The following is a 13,974-nucleotide window of genomic DNA, read 5'->3' on the forward strand; positions in this document are numbered from 1 at the left end:
GCCGGCGGATAGGCTGGCATTGTGCCCCGCTTACCTGCCTCCACCACTGCCGCGCCATCCAGGGGGCAGCACCGGGAGATCCTCCGGCTTGCCGTTCCCGCCTTTGGTGCGCTTGTGGCCGAGCCGCTGTTCCTGCTTGCAGACTCGGCCATTGTGGGCCACTTGGGGGTGGCGCAGCTGGCGGGCGTCGGACTCGCCTCGGCGGTGCTCCACACCGCCGTCGGCCTGATGGTCTTCCTGGCCTACTCCACTACCCCTGCCGTGGCCCGCGCCATCGGCGACGGCCAGCCGGGCAAGGCCCTGGCGGCCGGGCGCGACGGCGTCTGGCTGGCACTGCTGCTGGGCCTGGTCCTGGCCGCGGCCGGGTTCCTGGCAGCGGACCCGCTGGTCGGCCTGCTCGGGGCGGAAGGTGAAGTGCGGGGATTCGCCGTCGATTACCTCCGCTGGTCCATGCCCGGGTTGGTGGCCATGCTCCTGATTTTCGCCGGCACAGGCCTCCTCCGTGGCCTTCAGGACACCCGGACCCCGCTGGTGGTTGCCACGGCGGGCTTTGGCCTCAACATCGTCCTGAACCTGTGGCTGGTCTACGGACTGGGCTGGTCGGTGACCGGCTCCGCGGTGGGAACCAGCGTGGCCCAGTGGGCGATGGCTGGCGTATACCTGTTCATCATCAGGGGGAACGCGGTGAGCAGCGGAATCGGCCTGCTGCCAAGCTGGCGGGGGATCCGCAGTATGACACGGGTTGGATCCTGGCTGATGCTTCGCACGCTCAGTCTTCGGATCGCGATCCTGGCCACGGTGCTGGTGGTCACGGCGCAAGGGGCGGTCAACCTGGCAGCCCACCAGCTGGCAATGACCATTTTTTCCTTCCTGGCCTTCGCCCTCGATGCCCTGGCGATCGCCGCACAGGCCCTGATCGGCAGGGAGCTGGGCGCATCAAACGCCGCGAAGGCGCGCCGCCTGACCCGCACGATGATCCGCTGGGGCCTGGGCTTTGGCGTGGTGACCGGTGTGCTCCTGGCACTGGCGGCTCCCTGGGCCGGTGCCCTTTTCACCTCCGATCCCGGGGTGCAGTCGGTTTTGGCCATTGCCCTCTGGGTCCTCGCTGCCGGCCAGCCCATCGCCGGCTATGTCTTTGTGCTGGATGGAGTGCTGATAGGCGCCGGGGACGCAAAGTACCTTGCCTTGGCCGGGGTGCTGAACCTCGCCGTATACGTGCCGCTGTTGACGGCCGTGGCGCTGCCGGGCATATCGGGTGCAGCAGGCCTGGGCTGGCTGTGGGCCGCCTTCGCCCTCGGCTATATGGCTGCGCGCGCCCTGACCCTCGGCCTGCGTGCCCGGTCCGACCGGTGGATGGTGCTCGGTTCGGGGTAGGAGCGGCGGGAACGGGCCCCAAATTCTGCCCACCCATGGCCGCCACTAAACTGGAGCGGTGACGCAACCAAGGACACCCGCAGGCACCACCCCCGGAACCGCCCCCCGGCCAGGCCTCTGGCAGCCGGTCCTGCTCCGCGCCGCTGCAGCGCTGGTGTTCGGCGCAGTCACTATCTTTTGGGCAACGCCCTCCGTGGAAGTCATGGGCTGGGCCGGGGGACTGTATCTTTTGGCCACCGGCGTGCTCCTCCTCCGGGGTATCCCGGCAACAGGCTTCCAGCGGAATGCTGCTCCGGGCAAGATGCTCTCGGCGGCAGGCGCAGTGCTGGCCGGCGGGGGGATTTCCCTGGTTTTGCTGCACGGAGACCTCTTGTTTGGCGTTGTGGCCGCAGCGGGCCTTGGTGTGGCGGGAGCGTTTGAGCTGCTCTGCGGGTTGACGTTGCGCGGCCGCCACGTGCTCTCCCGGGACTGGATCACCTCCGGAGCCATCGGCCTTGGCACGGCAGCCGTGCTGCCGTTCTTCATCGGCCTGGGTGCCCATGCGCTGCTGGGGGTGGTTGGCGGCGGAGCAATTATTTCCGGCGTGCTGTGGGTACTTTCAGGCCTGACGCTTCGGCACGATGCCGGCCACGCCGCCGGAAAGCCGTAAACTAGGAAAGCGCGGTTCTACTCCTTGTAGAAAATTGGCCGGGCAAACCACCGCAATACTTAAACCAGGCCGGCCGGCGTGCCGCCTGCAGGGAGGAACCACCGTGGCAGACCAGCATCCAGGAAAACCGCGCAGGCTGCGGACCTCGGTGAAGGGGCCCCTCATGTTCTCCGCGTTTTGGGCCGTGATCGCCTTCCTTGCCGTGGTCATCTTTGCCTCGGGCGGAAGTGCACGGACTCCGCGCTTCGACCTGGCCTTCACCGCTGCCGGCATCGCCTTCATTGTCACCCTGGTGGTCGCCGCAATGCTCGCCATGAGCTACAAGGAAAACGCCGAGCACCTGGGTAAGGGGTCCGGCGTGAACCTCAGCTCGGCCCGGAAACCCTCCCACGGCTTCGGCGCCCCGGGCCCACAGGAACCGCCCGCCTCCGCCGACCGCCCCGATCAGCCGGACACCCCGGGCGGCCACTAGCTGGAGGCCGCCTGCCGGGCGCGGTAGGCGGCGACATGCGCGCGGTTGGCGCAATTGCCGGTGTCGCAGTACCTCTTTGACCGGTTCCGGCTGAGATCCAGCACGGCGGCGTCGCAGTCCTCTGCTTCGCAGGTCCGCATCCGGTCCGTCTCCTTGCCGCGGATGACGTCCGCCAGTGCCATCGCGGCCTCCGTGCTCATCCTGTCCACCAGCGGGGCTTCCGGTGTGGTGGCGTGCAGGTGCCAGTCCCAGTCGTCGTGCTTGACCAATTGGGGCAGTGCGCGCGCCTCGCGCAGGAGCCGGTTCACCGTGCGGACAGCCGCGTCTTCATCCGCCGTCCACAACTCCGCGAGCTGCCGGCGCAACTCCCGGACGCTTTCCAGCTCCTGCTCATCCCTGGTGCGCGATCCGGTGAAACCCTCGGCCGCCAGGAAGCGGTCCAGGTCCGCCTGGGTAGCAAGGCCTTCGGCCCCATTCGCCGCTGAATTGACCAGGTTCACCACCGTCCTCAGGGCCACCTCGGTGTCAGGGGCAAAAACCATCTTGACTCCTTACAGCGCCGTCCCGTACTGTCATGACCATAACCCCACTTTACTCCTGACAGGAGGTGCTCAATGTCCGCTGCGAGCAACCGCGCGCCCGGCCGCGTGTCCGCAGGCAAGCTGAACTTCCTCGCCTCCGGCCTGGGCATAGCCCTGTTCTCCTCAGCCGTCTTCGGCCTCTCCGGGTCCTTTGCCAAGGCGCTCCTCGAGACAGGATGGTCCCCGGGAGCTGCCGTCACTGCCCGGCTCACGGGCGCAGCCCTGATTCTCGCAGTGCCCGCGTTTTCCGCCCTTAGGGGACGCTGGCACCAGCTGCGGGACAACTGGGGGACCATCCTCCTCTTCGGGCTCATCGGCGTCGCGGCCTGCCAGCTCTTCTACTTCAACGCAGTGGCCAGGCTCTCCGTGGGCGTGGCACTCCTGCTTGAATACCTGGCGCCGGTCATCATCGTGCTGTGGCTGTGGGCCGCCAGCCGGAGGCGGCCGCGTGTCCTGACGTTTGGCGGTACCCTGCTTTCCCTTGCCGGCCTGGTCCTCGTCCTGGACCTCACCGGTGCCGTGAAAATCGACTTCATTGGTGTTCTCTGGGGTATTGCGGCCGCCGTCTGCCTTGCCATGTACTTCTTCATCACGGCCAAGGAGAACGACTCCCTGCCGCCCATCGTCCTGGCCTCCGGCGGGCTGCTCGTGGGTGCAGCCGCTATGTGGCTCTCCGCCGCCACAGGCCTGCTGCCGATGGCCTTCAGCACTGCCCACACCAGGCTCGGCCCCTGGATCACCCCATGGTGGGTCTCGCTGGCAGGTCTCGTGGTCCTGGCGACGGTCCTCGCGTACGTGTCCGGGATCATGGCCGCGCGGGCGCTCGGATCGAAGGTTGCCTCCTTTGTGTCGCTGACCGAGGTCCTCTTCGCCGTCATCTGGGCATGGCTGCTGTTGGGCGAGCTTCCGGGCGCCATCCAGCTCGTCGGCGGAGCACTGATCGTCGGCGGCGTCATCCTGGTTCGGCTCGACGAACTCCGGGGCCCTGCGTCGGCGGCAGCGGGCGGTAAGGATACGCCCAAGGCGGCGTCCCCGCTGGAACACGCGAACGACGTCGAGCCCGTCCCTTAAAAGCAGGGGGCCCGGACTGGTGTCCGGGCCCCCTGTGCATTAGCTTTCGCAGCCGCGCTGCTAGTTGGAAGCCTGTTCCTGCTGGTCGGCGTTCCGCTTGGCGCGGGTGCTGGCTTCCTTCAGTGCTTCGGCCACCTTGGTCAGCTGGGTGGTGTGGGTTCCGGACCACTCTTCGCGGAACTTGTCCGCGTCCGGTCCCTTCCAGTTGGTGCTGTTCAGCAAGCTGGTGAGATTGGACTTCTGCGTCTCGATCTGTGACGCGCCCTCCTGAAGCTTGCTGCCCAGCTGACGAAGCTGCTGAACGTCTGCACCCCACATGGCCATTGGTTTCTCCTTGTTAGATCGTGGATCCGAACCAGGTCGGCATCCCCCGCGGCCCCCCGGCTCATCCGGAAGATCCATTGCCTAAAACCTACCCCGGCCCGCAAAACAGTGTCGATGGGCACCCCTGCCCATGCCGGACTCCCCCTGGACGGCAGCCCTTGCAAGCCTGCGCAGGGGGTCGATTGGAGGCGCTCCGGAGCCTAGCATGGCTGTATGTGCCGGAATATCCGAACCCTTCACAACTTCGAGCCGCACGCCACGTCCGAGGAGGTCCATGCTGCCGCACTGCAGTATGTGCGGAAGATCAGCGGCAGCACCAAGCCCTCCAGGGCCAACCAGGAAGCCTTCGAGGAGGCGGTCCACGAGATCGCCCACATCACGCAGCATCTCCTTGACTCGCTGGTGTCGCAGGCGCCTCCGAAGGACCGGGAAACCGAGGCGGCCAAAGCCAGGGCCCGCGCCGCAGTCCGGTACGGCGCGGCCTGAACTCCCGGCCTACTTGCCTGGCGACGGTTTTCCGAAGCTCCGCAGCCGCAGCGAGTTGGCCACCACCAGCACAGAACTGGCAGCCATCGCGGCACCGGCGATCATCGGGTTGAGCAGGCCGAGTGCGGCCACGGGGATGCCGACGGCGTTATAGAAGAACGCCCAGAACAGGTTGGTCTTGATGGTGGCCAGGGTCTTCCGGGACAGCTCGATCGCCTGTGCCACCTGGGCAAGGTCGTTGCCCATCACGGTCAGGTCGGCCGCCTCGATGGCCACGTCAGTGCCGGAGCCCATGGCAATTCCGAGGTCCGCCTGGGCCAGGGCGGCTGCATCATTGACGCCGTCGCCGGCCATGGCCACCGTGGCACCGCCGGCCTGCAGCCTGCGCACCGCCTCGACTTTCCCCTCCGGCAGTACCCCGGCGAAAACGTCTTCCTTGCCAATGCCGACGGCGGCGGCCACCTGGGCGGCGACGGCCGCATTGTCGCCCGTGAGCAGGATGGGGCGCAGGCCCAGCACCTTCAAGCGCGCGACGGCGGCCGCGGAGCCTTCCTTGACGGTGTCGCGCAGGCTGATGATGCCGGCGGGAGCGCCGTCCACAACAACCCAAATGGCGGTGGCACCCGTGGCTTCCGCCGCCGACAACGCGGCCTGCTGCTCCTGCGCAAAGGTGACGCCGTCCTGCTGCAGCCAGCCCGCGCGGCCGGCAGCAACCAGCCTGCCCTCGACGGTTCCCGAAACGCCCCCTCCGGGCGCGGACCGGAAGCCCTGCACGGCAGGCAGGGCACCGCCGTCGTCCGCTGCGTAAATGCCCTTGGTGCCCCCGCGGGCGGCGGCCGCGATAGCCCTGGCCACCGGATGCTCGGATGCCCCCTCCACGGCGCCGGCCAGCCGCAGCACATCACCCGCCTCGAACCCCTCGAAGGCCAGCACGCCGTCCACGGCAAGGACGCCAGTGGTTACGGTCCCCGTCTTGTCCAGCAGGATGGTGTCCACGGTCCTGGTGTCCTCCAGGACCTGCGGCCCCTTGATGAGGATGCCCAGTTGGGCGCCGCGCCCGGTCCCGGTCAGCAGCCCAACGGGGGTGGCAAGGCCCAGGGCGCACGGGCAGGCGATCACCAGGACGGCGACGGCGGCGGTAAAGGCCGAGCGCAGGTCGCCACTGCTGAGGTCAGGTCCGGTGAAGAGGAGCCACAGCGCGAACGTCAGCGCGGCGATCCCCAGGACCACGGGAACGAACACGGCGCTGATGCGGTCCGCAAGGCGGGCTATGGGCGCTTTGCCCGTCTGTGCCTGGGATACGAGGCGCGCCATGTGGGCGAGGGTTGTTTCCGAGCCAACACGGGTGGCGCGCACCAGCAGGCGGCCGGACGTGTTGATGGTGGCGCCCGTGACGCGGCTGCCGGGACCTACTTCCACGGGTACCGATTCTCCGGTCACCAGGGAAGCGTCCACGGCCGAATTCCCGTCTGTCACCACGCCGTCGGTGGCAATTTTTTCGCCGGGCCGGACCACCAGGACGTCATCCACCTGAAGCCGGTCGGCCGGGATCCGTTCCTCCTTGCCGTCCCGCAGGACGGTGGCGTCCTTTGCGCCCAGGTTCAGCAGGGCCTGCAGGGCATCGCCGGCTTTCTGCTTGGCATTGGCTTCCAGGTAGCGGCCCAGGAGCAGGAACGTGGTGACGACGGCGGCCACCTCGAAGTAGAGGCCGCCGGCTTCCATGCCTTCCATCCCCGGGTGTTCCGTCATCCGCGGATCTGCCAGCAGCTGCCAGGCGGAGAACAGGTAGGCGGCCGCCACGCCGATGGACACCAGGGTGTCCATGGTGGAAGCCAGGTGGCGCGCATTGATGGCCGCCGCGCGGTGGAACGGCCAGGCCGCCCACGTCACCACCGGCAGTGCCAGGAGCGCGGCCACCCACCCCCAGTGAGGGAACTGGGCCGCCGGGACCATGGACATAACGAAGACCGGGACGGTCAGGACTGCTGCCAGGATCAGCCGGGGGCGGAGCTGCGCGGCGCCGCCGTGGGCCGCGTGGTCGCCGACGGCGGCCCCGCCTGCGGGCAGCACATCGGTTTCTCCGCCGGCAGGGAAAGGCGCTTCCGCTGCCGAAGCCCTGCGAAGCGTGGCCTTGTAACCGGCCGCATTGACGGTGTCTACCAGCTGCTGGTCGGTGACCCCGGCCGGAACGGTCACATGGGCTGATTCGAGGGGGAGGTTCACCGTGGCCTGCACGCCGTCGAGCTTGCCGAGTTTCTTCTCCACCCGGTTGACGCAGGAGGCACAGGTCATGCCCTCAATATCGAGCTCCACCACCCGGGTGCCGGGCTGGTGGAGAAGGTCCTGGCTGCTCATGCGGCTCCCCGTGTCAGTTGTGGTCTCTAGGCTTCGTTGGCGACGACCAGGTAGCCGGCCTCCGCCACTGCCTCGCCGATCTCCGAAGGCGAGAGTTCCTTGCTGGAGGTGATGGTCACCGTGGAAATACCCCCGGCATTCAGTTCGACGTCCACTTCTTCGACGCCCGCCAGGGCTTCCAGTTCTTCGCTGACTGCGGAGACGCAGTGGCCGCAGGTCATTCCGGACACGTTGACGACGGTAGTGGGGGAGGTGGTGCTCATGGCTTGCTCCTTAAGGGGTGGCCGGCGGTGGCCGGCACGTGATCGGGTAATTGGCGGGTCAGCGAAGCAGCCGGCCGATGGCGTCTGCCGCTTCCTTGACCTTGGCGTCGATTGCTTCCGCGCGTGCTGCCGGGTCCGGTTCGGAGGCGGCCCCCACCACGCAGTGGCCGATGTGTTCCTCCATCAGGCCTAGGCTCACCGCGTGCAGGGCCTTGGTAACGGCGGAAACCTGGGTGAGGATGTCGATGCAGTACTTGTCCTCATCCACCATGCGCGCAATGCCGCGGACCTGGCCCTCAATGCGCTTGAGCCTGCGAAGGTATGCGTCCTTATTGCCGGTGTAGCCGTGCGTCGGCGGGTGAGCCGTCCCGGGCCCGGGCGAAACCGCTTCTTCGATGCTGTCCATGGGATCAGGCTATACCCCTCAGGGGTATCGAAACAAGTACCCCCAGGGGGTATCGCCGGAACGGCGTCCACGGCAAAGAGGCACAAAAAAGCTCCGGAGTGCGTTATTGGGGGATACGCACTCCGGAGCAGCTTTTGGGCATGTCCGGCGGCAATCTTGATTGGGACCGGCCTGCTTGATTCAGCTTACTGGCTGGTAGCGCGGACCGCCAGCGCCCCGAATAACTACTTTCGCTTTATTATCCAAGCTTCACCAAGGCCTGATCGGAGCCGGACGACGCCGTTTTTACGGACGGTCTTCGTGGGCGGGCATCCGGTACGGAACCACCAGGACGGGCCTGCTTTGATGGTGGCTGAGCCACGCGCCCACGGATCCATTCAGGGCTTCTGCGAGGCGGTGCGAGAACCCCCGCTCCGAGGTGCCCACGATAATCATCGGCGCATTGATTTCCGCGGCAAGCTGCGAGAGGGCACGTGCGGGATCTCCCGCCAGAGTCCGGAGCGTCCACTTCAGGTTGTCCGCCCCTGCCGGCGCTTTTGCCACCGCAGCTTCTATGACTGCTGTGAGTTCCGAGGTCAGGGACCGGATCTCCTGGTCATCCGCATCCGGATGGAGGGACAGCCGGTGGGCGGAGCGCGCCGGGTCCCACTCCACGAGATAACTGGCCTCGTCCACGTAGGCGCAGACCAGCGGGACGCCCAGCTGCGCGGCGAGGGCTGCAGCGGTCTGGAGGACTTCGGGATGCTGCTTGGGCATGACACCCACCAAGAGGGGGGCCGTGCCGTTAAATCGATCAGACGTCATAGCTCATTGTCCGCCAAGCGAAAGGCCGCTGCACAGGGAGGCGGACGTCCCGCCGCTAAGAAACAGCAGGTGAGGCCGTGATAACGACGTTTTTCCCCCAGGGATCTTCCGTGTAGCAGCTGATGAGGACCAGGCGGTTGGGCACGATCTCCCAGATGGGGCTGTCCTTCAGGCTGGACTTCACGTAAGTGGTGATGTTGTCCACCTGGTACGTGATGGTTCCTGCAGCGGTGTCGACCTCGAACCGGTCGCCCACTGCGGCGGCTGAACTCAAATGGTTGAAAGGTGCTTCCGCGCCGTCCCAGCTATGGCCGATCACGTAGGTGGTGTTGGACGAGCCTTTGCCCGGGGTTCCGAAGGGAGTCAACCAGTAGCCGTCTTTCGTGGTGGGCGGCACGATGGTCTGGGTCGACTCGGCGTCGCTGTCCGGTTCAAGGGGGTGCACGGGAACGTCGAAGCCCGCGGACGGGTACCGGATGCGGCGGGGCTGTGATGCTTCGGGCAGTAGGGGTTCCGGAACAGAATTGGCAGGAGGGTCCGCAGGTGCCACGGTTACTTGTGCGGCAGCGCTTGCGGCGGCTGGCGCCGGCTCGGGGGCCGGAATTCCAGTAGTAGCGGATTCGACGGCACTTCCGCCGACGCCTGAGGCGGGGTGCGACTGGCTGAACAGGGGTGTGCCAAAGGTAATGGACAGGAAAGCCAGGACACCGCACAGGAGAATGGCCAGGTCTCCCCGGTCCCAGCGCCACCGCCGGGGTTTTGCCTCAGCGACGTGCCGGCTGTGGACCTTTTCCATGGTGCTCCCCGATGCTCGAGACGGAACCGGAAGGAAGGCGTCCCGCCGGGCACTGGCGGAACGCCTTCCTTGTCAGGTGGCCGCAATTGCGGCTTTGCCGGCGTCAGCCGTCCAAGGGCAGCGTGCGGGACCTGCGACGGACCGCGACGGCCGCTCCTGCAGCCATCAGGGCACCCAAGCCAGCCAGCCAGGACGGAGCGCTTTCAGCGCCGCCGACGGCTGTCTGGGCGTTGTACCCCTGGTTGGTTCCCCGGCTGACGGCTGCCGGTGCAGCCGGCGCGGCGGCAGCTGCCTGCCGCTGGACGGCAGCCTGCGGTGCTGCGGCCGCGGGCGCCGCCGCTGGCGCCGCCGCTGGCGGAACGACGGCGGGCTGGTTGACCGCCGGCTGTTCGACGACGACGGGCTGTTCGACGACGGGCTGGTTGACGACCGGCTGTTCGACCACGATGGGTGGCACCACGACGATCGGCGGCACCTCCACAGGCGGCGTGACCACTACGGGCGCAACGCAGTCGTTAGCGTGAATGGCGATTCCTGCCGTGTCCCAGTTCCGTTCGCCCATGTTGTCGTTTGGCGGAACGATGTCCTCCAGATGGAGGTCGTGCCCGTCCAAGGCGCTGACGCTGATGGTGACTGCCTTGTAGAAGCCGCCGCCCTCAGCGTGGCAGATGGTGATTTTGTCGGCGGCGGCGGTGGCTGGAGCGGCGACGGTGAACGCCGCCAGCCCCAGCACCCCCAGCGTGGCCATGGTGCGTTTCATGATGATTCTCCCCAGTTCTTTGCCGGAAACGGACCATGCTGAGGAGGAACAGTGCTTGCGCCGAATGCCCCAGCAACACGGTCAGCTTGCTTGAGTTTTCAGGCTAGGCGGCTGCCCCCGGGCCAGTCCTGAGTAGGGGGTACTCGTCTTTTCCCGTCCTTGGTGGTTCTGGTTACTTGCGGGTACCCGCATCACGGGGGACTGCCGGCGCTGGCTACCTGCCTTCCGGGCGGTGTGTCTTGTCGGCGGATGCGGCCGGGCCTAACGTTGAAGCAGACGAAAGGTGCGTGGAGTCATGGAAATCTTCATGTGGTGGCTGGACCTGGACCTGGCAAGCAAGGAATGGCTGCGGGAGAACCTGCGCGCCGAGGAGTTGCCCCTTCCGGTGCTCCAGGGGATTGCGGAAGCCGGCGGCCCGCATCCGGACAATCCCGCAGGAGTACTCACCGCCGCTGACTGGGACTTCATCGAAACCCAGTCGGAGTTCGTGGACTAGCAGCCCGGCAGGCAGGCCCGGCAGCAAGAAAACCGTTGCGGGCTGCGTTTGCCGGTGGTTGCATGGTGGGCATGGCAACCGCAGAGAATTTTGTCCTGGCGATCGGGACCAAGAAGGGCCTGTGGCTTGCCACGAGCCAGGACAGGCACCGGTGGTCCTTCACCGGCCCGCATTTCCTGATGAGTGAGATCCCCAGCATCGGGATAGATACGAGGGAAGGCCGGACCCGGATCATGGTGGGCGTCCGCAGCGAACACTGGGGGCCCACCGTGGCCCACTCGGATGACCTCGGAGCCAGCTGGTCAGAGCCGGAGCAGGGCGCCGTCGCGTTTCCGGAGGACACCGGCGCAGCGCTGGAGCGCATCTGGCAGATTTACCCGGACGCAGCGTCCCGTCCCGGCGTCGTTTGGGCGGGTGCGGAACCCATTTCCGTGTGGAAGTCAACGGATGGCGGCGAACATTTCGAACTGAACCGGGGACTCTGGGACCATCCCCACCGCAGCGAGTGGGGTGCCGGGTATGGGGGAGCCGCCGCGCACTCCATCGTGGTCCATCCGTCGGGTGAGACGGTCCATGTGGCCATGAGTACCGGAGGCGTTTACAGGTCGCTCGACGGCGGCACCTCCTGGGAGCCGCGCAACCGCGGCATTTCCGCCTACTTCATGCCCGACCCCAACCCGGAATTCGGCCAGTGCGTGCACAAGATCGCCGCGGATGCCGTCGTCGACGGCCGCCTGTACGCCCAGAACCACCACGGCGTCTACCGCACGGATGACAACGCGGAGAACTGGAACTCCATTGCGGAGGGGCTGCCCGCCGATTTCGGCTTCGTGATGCTGACCCATCCCCGCCGCGAGGGCACTGCATGGGTGGTTCCCCTGAAGGCCGATGGCGAACGCATCCCGCCGGACGGCGAACTGGCAGTCCACCGCACGGATGACGCCGGCGGCACCTGGAAGAGACTCAGTAATGGCCTGCCCACGCAGGAGTACAACAGCGTGCTGCGTGATGCTGCGTCCGTGGACACCGCGGAGCCGGCAGGGATCTACTTCGGGACCCGCGGCGGAAGCGTCTACGCAAGCGCTGACGAGGGTGAGGTGTTCCAGGAGGTGGTGTCCCACCTTCCGGATGTGCTGTGTGTCCGGGCAGCCGTGATTGCCGGTGGCTGACACTACCGCGCGGCACATCGCTGTAGTGCTCCCCAGTGTGCTGCAGCCGCTGGCCGGCGGGCAGTCGGTCCTGACTGCGCCCGCCGACGGGCCGGTAACGGTGGGAAAGCTGCTGGATGCGGTGACGTCGGACTTCGCAGTGCTCGCCCGGCGACTCCGCGATGAAACGGGCGCGCTGCGGCGTTTCGTCAATGTCTACGTGGGCGGAGAAGACGTACGGCGGCTGCAGGGCCTGGACACAGAGGTGGTTCCGGGCCAGGAGGTGCTGGTCATCCAGTCCGTGGCCGGAGGCTGAGGGGCGGGCAGGGAACGTCCGCTGCGGCGGGCAGCCCTTACTGGCTACACCCGCGGCAACGGCTTCCGGATGGGGTCAGGCCACCCGCCAAACGCTGCATTCGTCCGTATTGATGGCTTTGCGCAGGCCGGTGAGCCGGTCCATGATCCAGACGACGCCGATGCCCGGCGCCGTTTCCTGGACACGGCCGCGGCGGATCACCACGTCGTCGTAGGAGGGCCCGACAGAAAGGCGGGCTTCGATCTCGTCGCCGCGGTGGAGCTGGTCCAGGGCGCGGACTCTGGTCACATGTGGTGTCGCTTTCTGCTTCATGGCGTGGCCTCCTGGCTGGGGCTGGTGCCGGCTCTTGCCTGCAGAATCAAGTGTGCCCAAGCAATGTTGCGCCCGCGTTTCCCCTCGGTTAGGCGCGGGTTAGCTTTTCGCGCCGGAGCTGTTTCCCCTAGGGCAGCTCCAGGCCGGTGCGGTAGGCCGCCAGGAACGTGGAGATCCGCCGCACGGCCTCCCGGATGTCCAGGACGGACGGAAGGATCACAAACCGGAAGTGGTCCGGCGCCGGCCAGTTGAACGCGGAACCGTGGGAGACGAGGATCTTCTGGTCCCGCAGCAGGTCCAGGACAAACTGCTCGTCGCTGCTGATGGGGTAGAGCTCCGGATCCAGCCGGGGGAACAGGTACATGGCTCCAGCCGCGGGCACGCATGTCACGCCGGGAATGTCCGTCAGGAGTTGGTAGGCAAGGTCCCGCTGTTCGCGGAGCCTGCCGCCGGGCCGCACCAGCGCCTCGATGCTTTGGTAGCCGCCAAGGCAGGTCTGGATGGCGTGCTGGGCGGGGACGTTGGCGCACAGGCGCAGGGAGGCGAGCAGTTCCAGTCCTTCCCGATAGGCGGCGGTTGCGGCGAGCGGGCCGGTGACTGCCACCCAGCCGGCCCGGTAGCCCGGCATCCGGTAGGCCTTGGACAGGCCGCTGAACGTCAGGCAGCAGACGTCCTCCGCCACGGCGGCAGTGTGGATGTGCTGCGCATCCTCATACAGCACCTTCTCGTAGATCTCGTCGGAGAACAGGACCAGGTGGTGCTTGCGTGCCAGTTCCGCGAACTGCGCCAGGATGTGGCGCGGGTAGACGGCGCCGGTGGGGTTGTTGGGGTTGATGATCACAATCCCCTTGGTGCGGCTGGTGATCTTGGCTTCCACGTCGGCCATGTCCGGCCACCAGCTCTCCGCCTCGTCGCAGAGGTAGTGCACCGGCTTGCCTCCGGTCAGGGTGATGGCGGCCGTCCAGAGAGGGTAGTCCGGTGCCGGCACCAGGATCTCGTCGCCGTTTTCCATGAACGCCTGCAGGCACATCGAAATGAGCTCGCTGACGCCGTTGCCGATGAAGACGTCCTCCACGCCAATGTGCATCAGGCCGCGGGTCTGGTAGTACTGCGAGATCGCCGTGCGTGCCGTGAAGATGCCCTTCGAGTCGCTGTAGCCCTGGGCCCCGCGAAGGTGGTGGATCATGTCCACCACCACGGACTCCGGCGCCTCCAGCCCGAACGGTGCGGTGTCCCCCAGGTTCATCTTGAGGATCCGGTGCCCCTCCGCCTCCATGGCTTTGGCCGCCTGCAGGATGGGTCCGCGGAGTTCGTACCGCACGTTCCGGAGCTTGCTGGAGTGTTGCATGGGGCGCATGGTT

Annotated in this window: 18 protein-coding genes; 8 read left to right on the top strand and 10 right to left on the bottom strand. The window is 66.9% G+C overall.

Translation table 11 applies throughout. The annotated features are described in order from the left end of the window. The first annotated feature begins 21 nt into the window (after nucleotides 1–21). The 3 genes from Q9R30_RS13525 to Q9R30_RS13535 all read left to right on the top strand — a co-directional run bounded on the left by Q9R30_RS13525 (nucleotide 22) and on the right by Q9R30_RS13535 (nucleotide 2,495). Nucleotides 22–1,374 (top strand): MATE family efflux transporter, encoded by a 1,353-nt coding sequence (locus tag Q9R30_RS13525; RefSeq protein WP_311217859.1) that lies wholly within the window; start codon nucleotides 22–24, stop codon nucleotides 1,372–1,374. A 58-nt stretch (nucleotides 1,375–1,432) separates the two neighbouring features. Then, on the top strand, nucleotides 1,433–2,023 hold the full coding sequence (locus Q9R30_RS13530) for a hypothetical protein (RefSeq protein WP_311217860.1): 591 nt from the start codon (nucleotides 1,433–1,435) through the stop codon (nucleotides 2,021–2,023). Nucleotides 2,024–2,126: 103 nt separating this feature from the next. Then, complete coding sequence (locus Q9R30_RS13535) at nucleotides 2,127–2,495, top strand: hypothetical protein (RefSeq protein ID WP_104999497.1); 369 nt, start codon at nucleotides 2,127–2,129, stop codon at nucleotides 2,493–2,495. Here Q9R30_RS13535 and Q9R30_RS13540 read toward each other — a convergent pair. Further along, nucleotides 2,492–3,037 carry an ABATE domain-containing protein gene (locus tag Q9R30_RS13540; RefSeq protein WP_104999496.1) on the bottom strand — a complete coding sequence of 182 codons (546 nt, stop codon included), beginning with the start codon at nucleotides 3,035–3,037 and terminating at the stop codon, nucleotides 2,492–2,494. The genes Q9R30_RS13535 and Q9R30_RS13540 overlap by 4 nt on opposite strands. A 72-nt stretch (nucleotides 3,038–3,109) precedes the next feature. On the opposite strand from Q9R30_RS13540, the gene Q9R30_RS13545 reads away from it, so the two are divergent. Further along, the gene (locus tag Q9R30_RS13545) at nucleotides 3,110–4,147 is read left to right on the top strand and encodes a DMT family transporter (protein ID WP_104999495.1); all 1,038 of its coding nucleotides are present in this window, start codon (nucleotides 3,110–3,112) and stop codon (nucleotides 4,145–4,147) included. Between the two features lie 60 nt (nucleotides 4,148–4,207). On the opposite strand, the gene Q9R30_RS13550 is transcribed toward Q9R30_RS13545, so the two are convergent. After that, entirely contained in the window at nucleotides 4,208–4,471 is a 264-nt protein-coding gene (locus Q9R30_RS13550; RefSeq protein WP_104999494.1) for a WXG100 family type VII secretion target, read from the bottom strand. 213 nt (nucleotides 4,472–4,684) lie between these two features. Here Q9R30_RS13550 and Q9R30_RS13555 point away from each other — a divergent pair, with 213 nt between their 5' ends. After that, nucleotides 4,685–4,957 (top strand): DUF2277 domain-containing protein, encoded by a 273-nt coding sequence (locus Q9R30_RS13555; RefSeq protein ID WP_104999493.1) that lies wholly within the window; start codon nucleotides 4,685–4,687, stop codon nucleotides 4,955–4,957. Between the two features lie 9 nt (nucleotides 4,958–4,966). Here the strand turns inward: Q9R30_RS13555 and Q9R30_RS13560 are convergent, their stop codons facing one another. The 6 genes from Q9R30_RS13560 to Q9R30_RS13585 all read right to left on the bottom strand — a co-directional run bounded on the left by Q9R30_RS13560 (nucleotide 4,967) and on the right by Q9R30_RS13585 (nucleotide 10,341). Continuing rightward, nucleotides 4,967–7,312, bottom strand: coding sequence for a cation-translocating P-type ATPase (locus Q9R30_RS13560; protein ID WP_104999492.1), 2,346 nt, complete (start codon nucleotides 7,310–7,312; stop codon nucleotides 4,967–4,969). A gap of 26 nt (nucleotides 7,313–7,338) precedes the next feature. Beyond that, on the bottom strand, nucleotides 7,339–7,575 hold the full coding sequence (locus Q9R30_RS13565; protein ID WP_104999491.1) for a heavy-metal-associated domain-containing protein: 237 nt from the start codon (nucleotides 7,573–7,575) through the stop codon (nucleotides 7,339–7,341). A 58-nt stretch (nucleotides 7,576–7,633) separates the two neighbouring features. Further along, entirely contained in the window at nucleotides 7,634–7,981 is a 348-nt protein-coding gene (locus Q9R30_RS13570; protein WP_104999490.1) for a metal-sensitive transcriptional regulator, read from the bottom strand. Between the two features lie 285 nt (nucleotides 7,982–8,266). Then, nucleotides 8,267–8,785, bottom strand: coding sequence for a universal stress protein (locus Q9R30_RS13575; protein ID WP_311217861.1), 519 nt, complete (start codon nucleotides 8,783–8,785; stop codon nucleotides 8,267–8,269). A gap of 55 nt (nucleotides 8,786–8,840) precedes the next feature. Next, a complete protein-coding gene (locus Q9R30_RS13580) occupies nucleotides 8,841–9,581 on the bottom strand; it encodes a class F sortase (protein ID WP_104999488.1) in 741 nt (246 codons plus the stop codon). A gap of 103 nt (nucleotides 9,582–9,684) precedes the next feature. Further along, nucleotides 9,685–10,341, bottom strand: coding sequence for a hypothetical protein (locus tag Q9R30_RS13585; protein ID WP_311217862.1), 657 nt, complete (start codon nucleotides 10,339–10,341; stop codon nucleotides 9,685–9,687). A gap of 295 nt (nucleotides 10,342–10,636) precedes the next feature. On the opposite strand from Q9R30_RS13585, the gene Q9R30_RS13590 reads away from it, so the two are divergent. The 3 genes from Q9R30_RS13590 (at nucleotide 10,637) to Q9R30_RS13600 (ending at nucleotide 12,301) form a co-directional block, all read left to right on the top strand. Beyond that, complete coding sequence (locus tag Q9R30_RS13590; protein ID WP_311217863.1) at nucleotides 10,637–10,837, top strand: hypothetical protein; 201 nt, start codon at nucleotides 10,637–10,639, stop codon at nucleotides 10,835–10,837. Nucleotides 10,838–10,899: 62 nt separating this feature from the next. Next, nucleotides 10,900–12,006 carry an exo-alpha-sialidase gene (locus Q9R30_RS13595; RefSeq protein ID WP_311217864.1) on the top strand — a complete coding sequence of 369 codons (1,107 nt, stop codon included), beginning with the start codon at nucleotides 10,900–10,902 and terminating at the stop codon, nucleotides 12,004–12,006. After that, entirely contained in the window at nucleotides 11,999–12,301 is a 303-nt protein-coding gene (locus tag Q9R30_RS13600; protein ID WP_311217865.1) for a MoaD/ThiS family protein, read from the top strand. Before Q9R30_RS13595 ends, Q9R30_RS13600 begins: the two co-directional genes overlap by 8 nt. Nucleotides 12,302–12,376: 75 nt before the next feature. Here the strand turns inward: Q9R30_RS13600 and Q9R30_RS13605 are convergent, their stop codons facing one another. Continuing rightward, nucleotides 12,377–12,613, bottom strand: coding sequence for a hypothetical protein (locus Q9R30_RS13605; RefSeq protein ID WP_104999485.1), 237 nt, complete (start codon nucleotides 12,611–12,613; stop codon nucleotides 12,377–12,379). 127 nt (nucleotides 12,614–12,740) lie between these two features. Continuing rightward, nucleotides 12,741–13,970 carry a pyridoxal phosphate-dependent aminotransferase gene (locus tag Q9R30_RS13610; RefSeq protein WP_311217866.1) on the bottom strand — a complete coding sequence of 410 codons (1,230 nt, stop codon included), beginning with the start codon at nucleotides 13,968–13,970 and terminating at the stop codon, nucleotides 12,741–12,743. Nucleotides 13,971–13,974: the final 4 nt, after the last annotated feature.

This window comes from Arthrobacter sp. AB6, assembly GCF_031844545.1.
Taxonomy (GTDB): domain Bacteria; phylum Actinomycetota; class Actinomycetes; order Actinomycetales; family Micrococcaceae; genus Arthrobacter.

What these genes read in the sequence shown, in the direction of transcription:
- Q9R30_RS13540 (WP_104999496.1), bottom strand. Translation starts at nt 3,037, where the DNA reads ATGGTTTTTGCCCCTGACACCGAGGTGGCCCTGAGGACGGTGGTGAAC.
- Q9R30_RS13545 (WP_104999495.1), top strand. Translation starts at nt 3,110, where the DNA reads ATGTCCGCTGCGAGCAACCGCGCGCCCGGCCGCGTGTCCGCAGGCAAG.
- Q9R30_RS13550 (WP_104999494.1), bottom strand. Translation starts at nt 4,471, where the DNA reads ATGGCCATGTGGGGTGCAGACGTTCAGCAGCTTCGTCAGCTGGGCAGC.
- Q9R30_RS13555 (WP_104999493.1), top strand. Translation starts at nt 4,685, where the DNA reads ATGTGCCGGAATATCCGAACCCTTCACAACTTCGAGCCGCACGCCACG.
- Q9R30_RS13560 (WP_104999492.1), bottom strand. Translation starts at nt 7,312, where the DNA reads ATGAGCAGCCAGGACCTTCTCCACCAGCCCGGCACCCGGGTGGTGGAG.
- Q9R30_RS13565 (WP_104999491.1), bottom strand. Translation starts at nt 7,575, where the DNA reads ATGAGCACCACCTCCCCCACTACCGTCGTCAACGTGTCCGGAATGACC.
- Q9R30_RS13570 (WP_104999490.1), bottom strand. Translation starts at nt 7,981, where the DNA reads ATGGACAGCATCGAAGAAGCGGTTTCGCCCGGGCCCGGGACGGCTCAC.
- Q9R30_RS13575 (WP_311217861.1), bottom strand. Translation starts at nt 8,785, where the DNA reads ATGACGTCTGATCGATTTAACGGCACGGCCCCCCTCTTGGTGGGTGTC.
- Q9R30_RS13580 (WP_104999488.1), bottom strand. Translation starts at nt 9,581, where the DNA reads ATGGAAAAGGTCCACAGCCGGCACGTCGCTGAGGCAAAACCCCGGCGG.
- Q9R30_RS13585 (WP_311217862.1), bottom strand. Translation starts at nt 10,341, where the DNA reads ATGAAACGCACCATGGCCACGCTGGGGGTGCTGGGGCTGGCGGCGTTC.
- Q9R30_RS13590 (WP_311217863.1), top strand. Translation starts at nt 10,637, where the DNA reads ATGGAAATCTTCATGTGGTGGCTGGACCTGGACCTGGCAAGCAAGGAA.
- Q9R30_RS13595 (WP_311217864.1), top strand. Translation starts at nt 10,900, where the DNA reads ATGGTGGGCATGGCAACCGCAGAGAATTTTGTCCTGGCGATCGGGACC.
- Q9R30_RS13605 (WP_104999485.1), bottom strand. Translation starts at nt 12,613, where the DNA reads ATGAAGCAGAAAGCGACACCACATGTGACCAGAGTCCGCGCCCTGGAC.
- Q9R30_RS13610 (WP_311217866.1), bottom strand. Translation starts at nt 13,970, where the DNA reads ATGCGCCCCATGCAACACTCCAGCAAGCTCCGGAACGTGCGGTACGAA.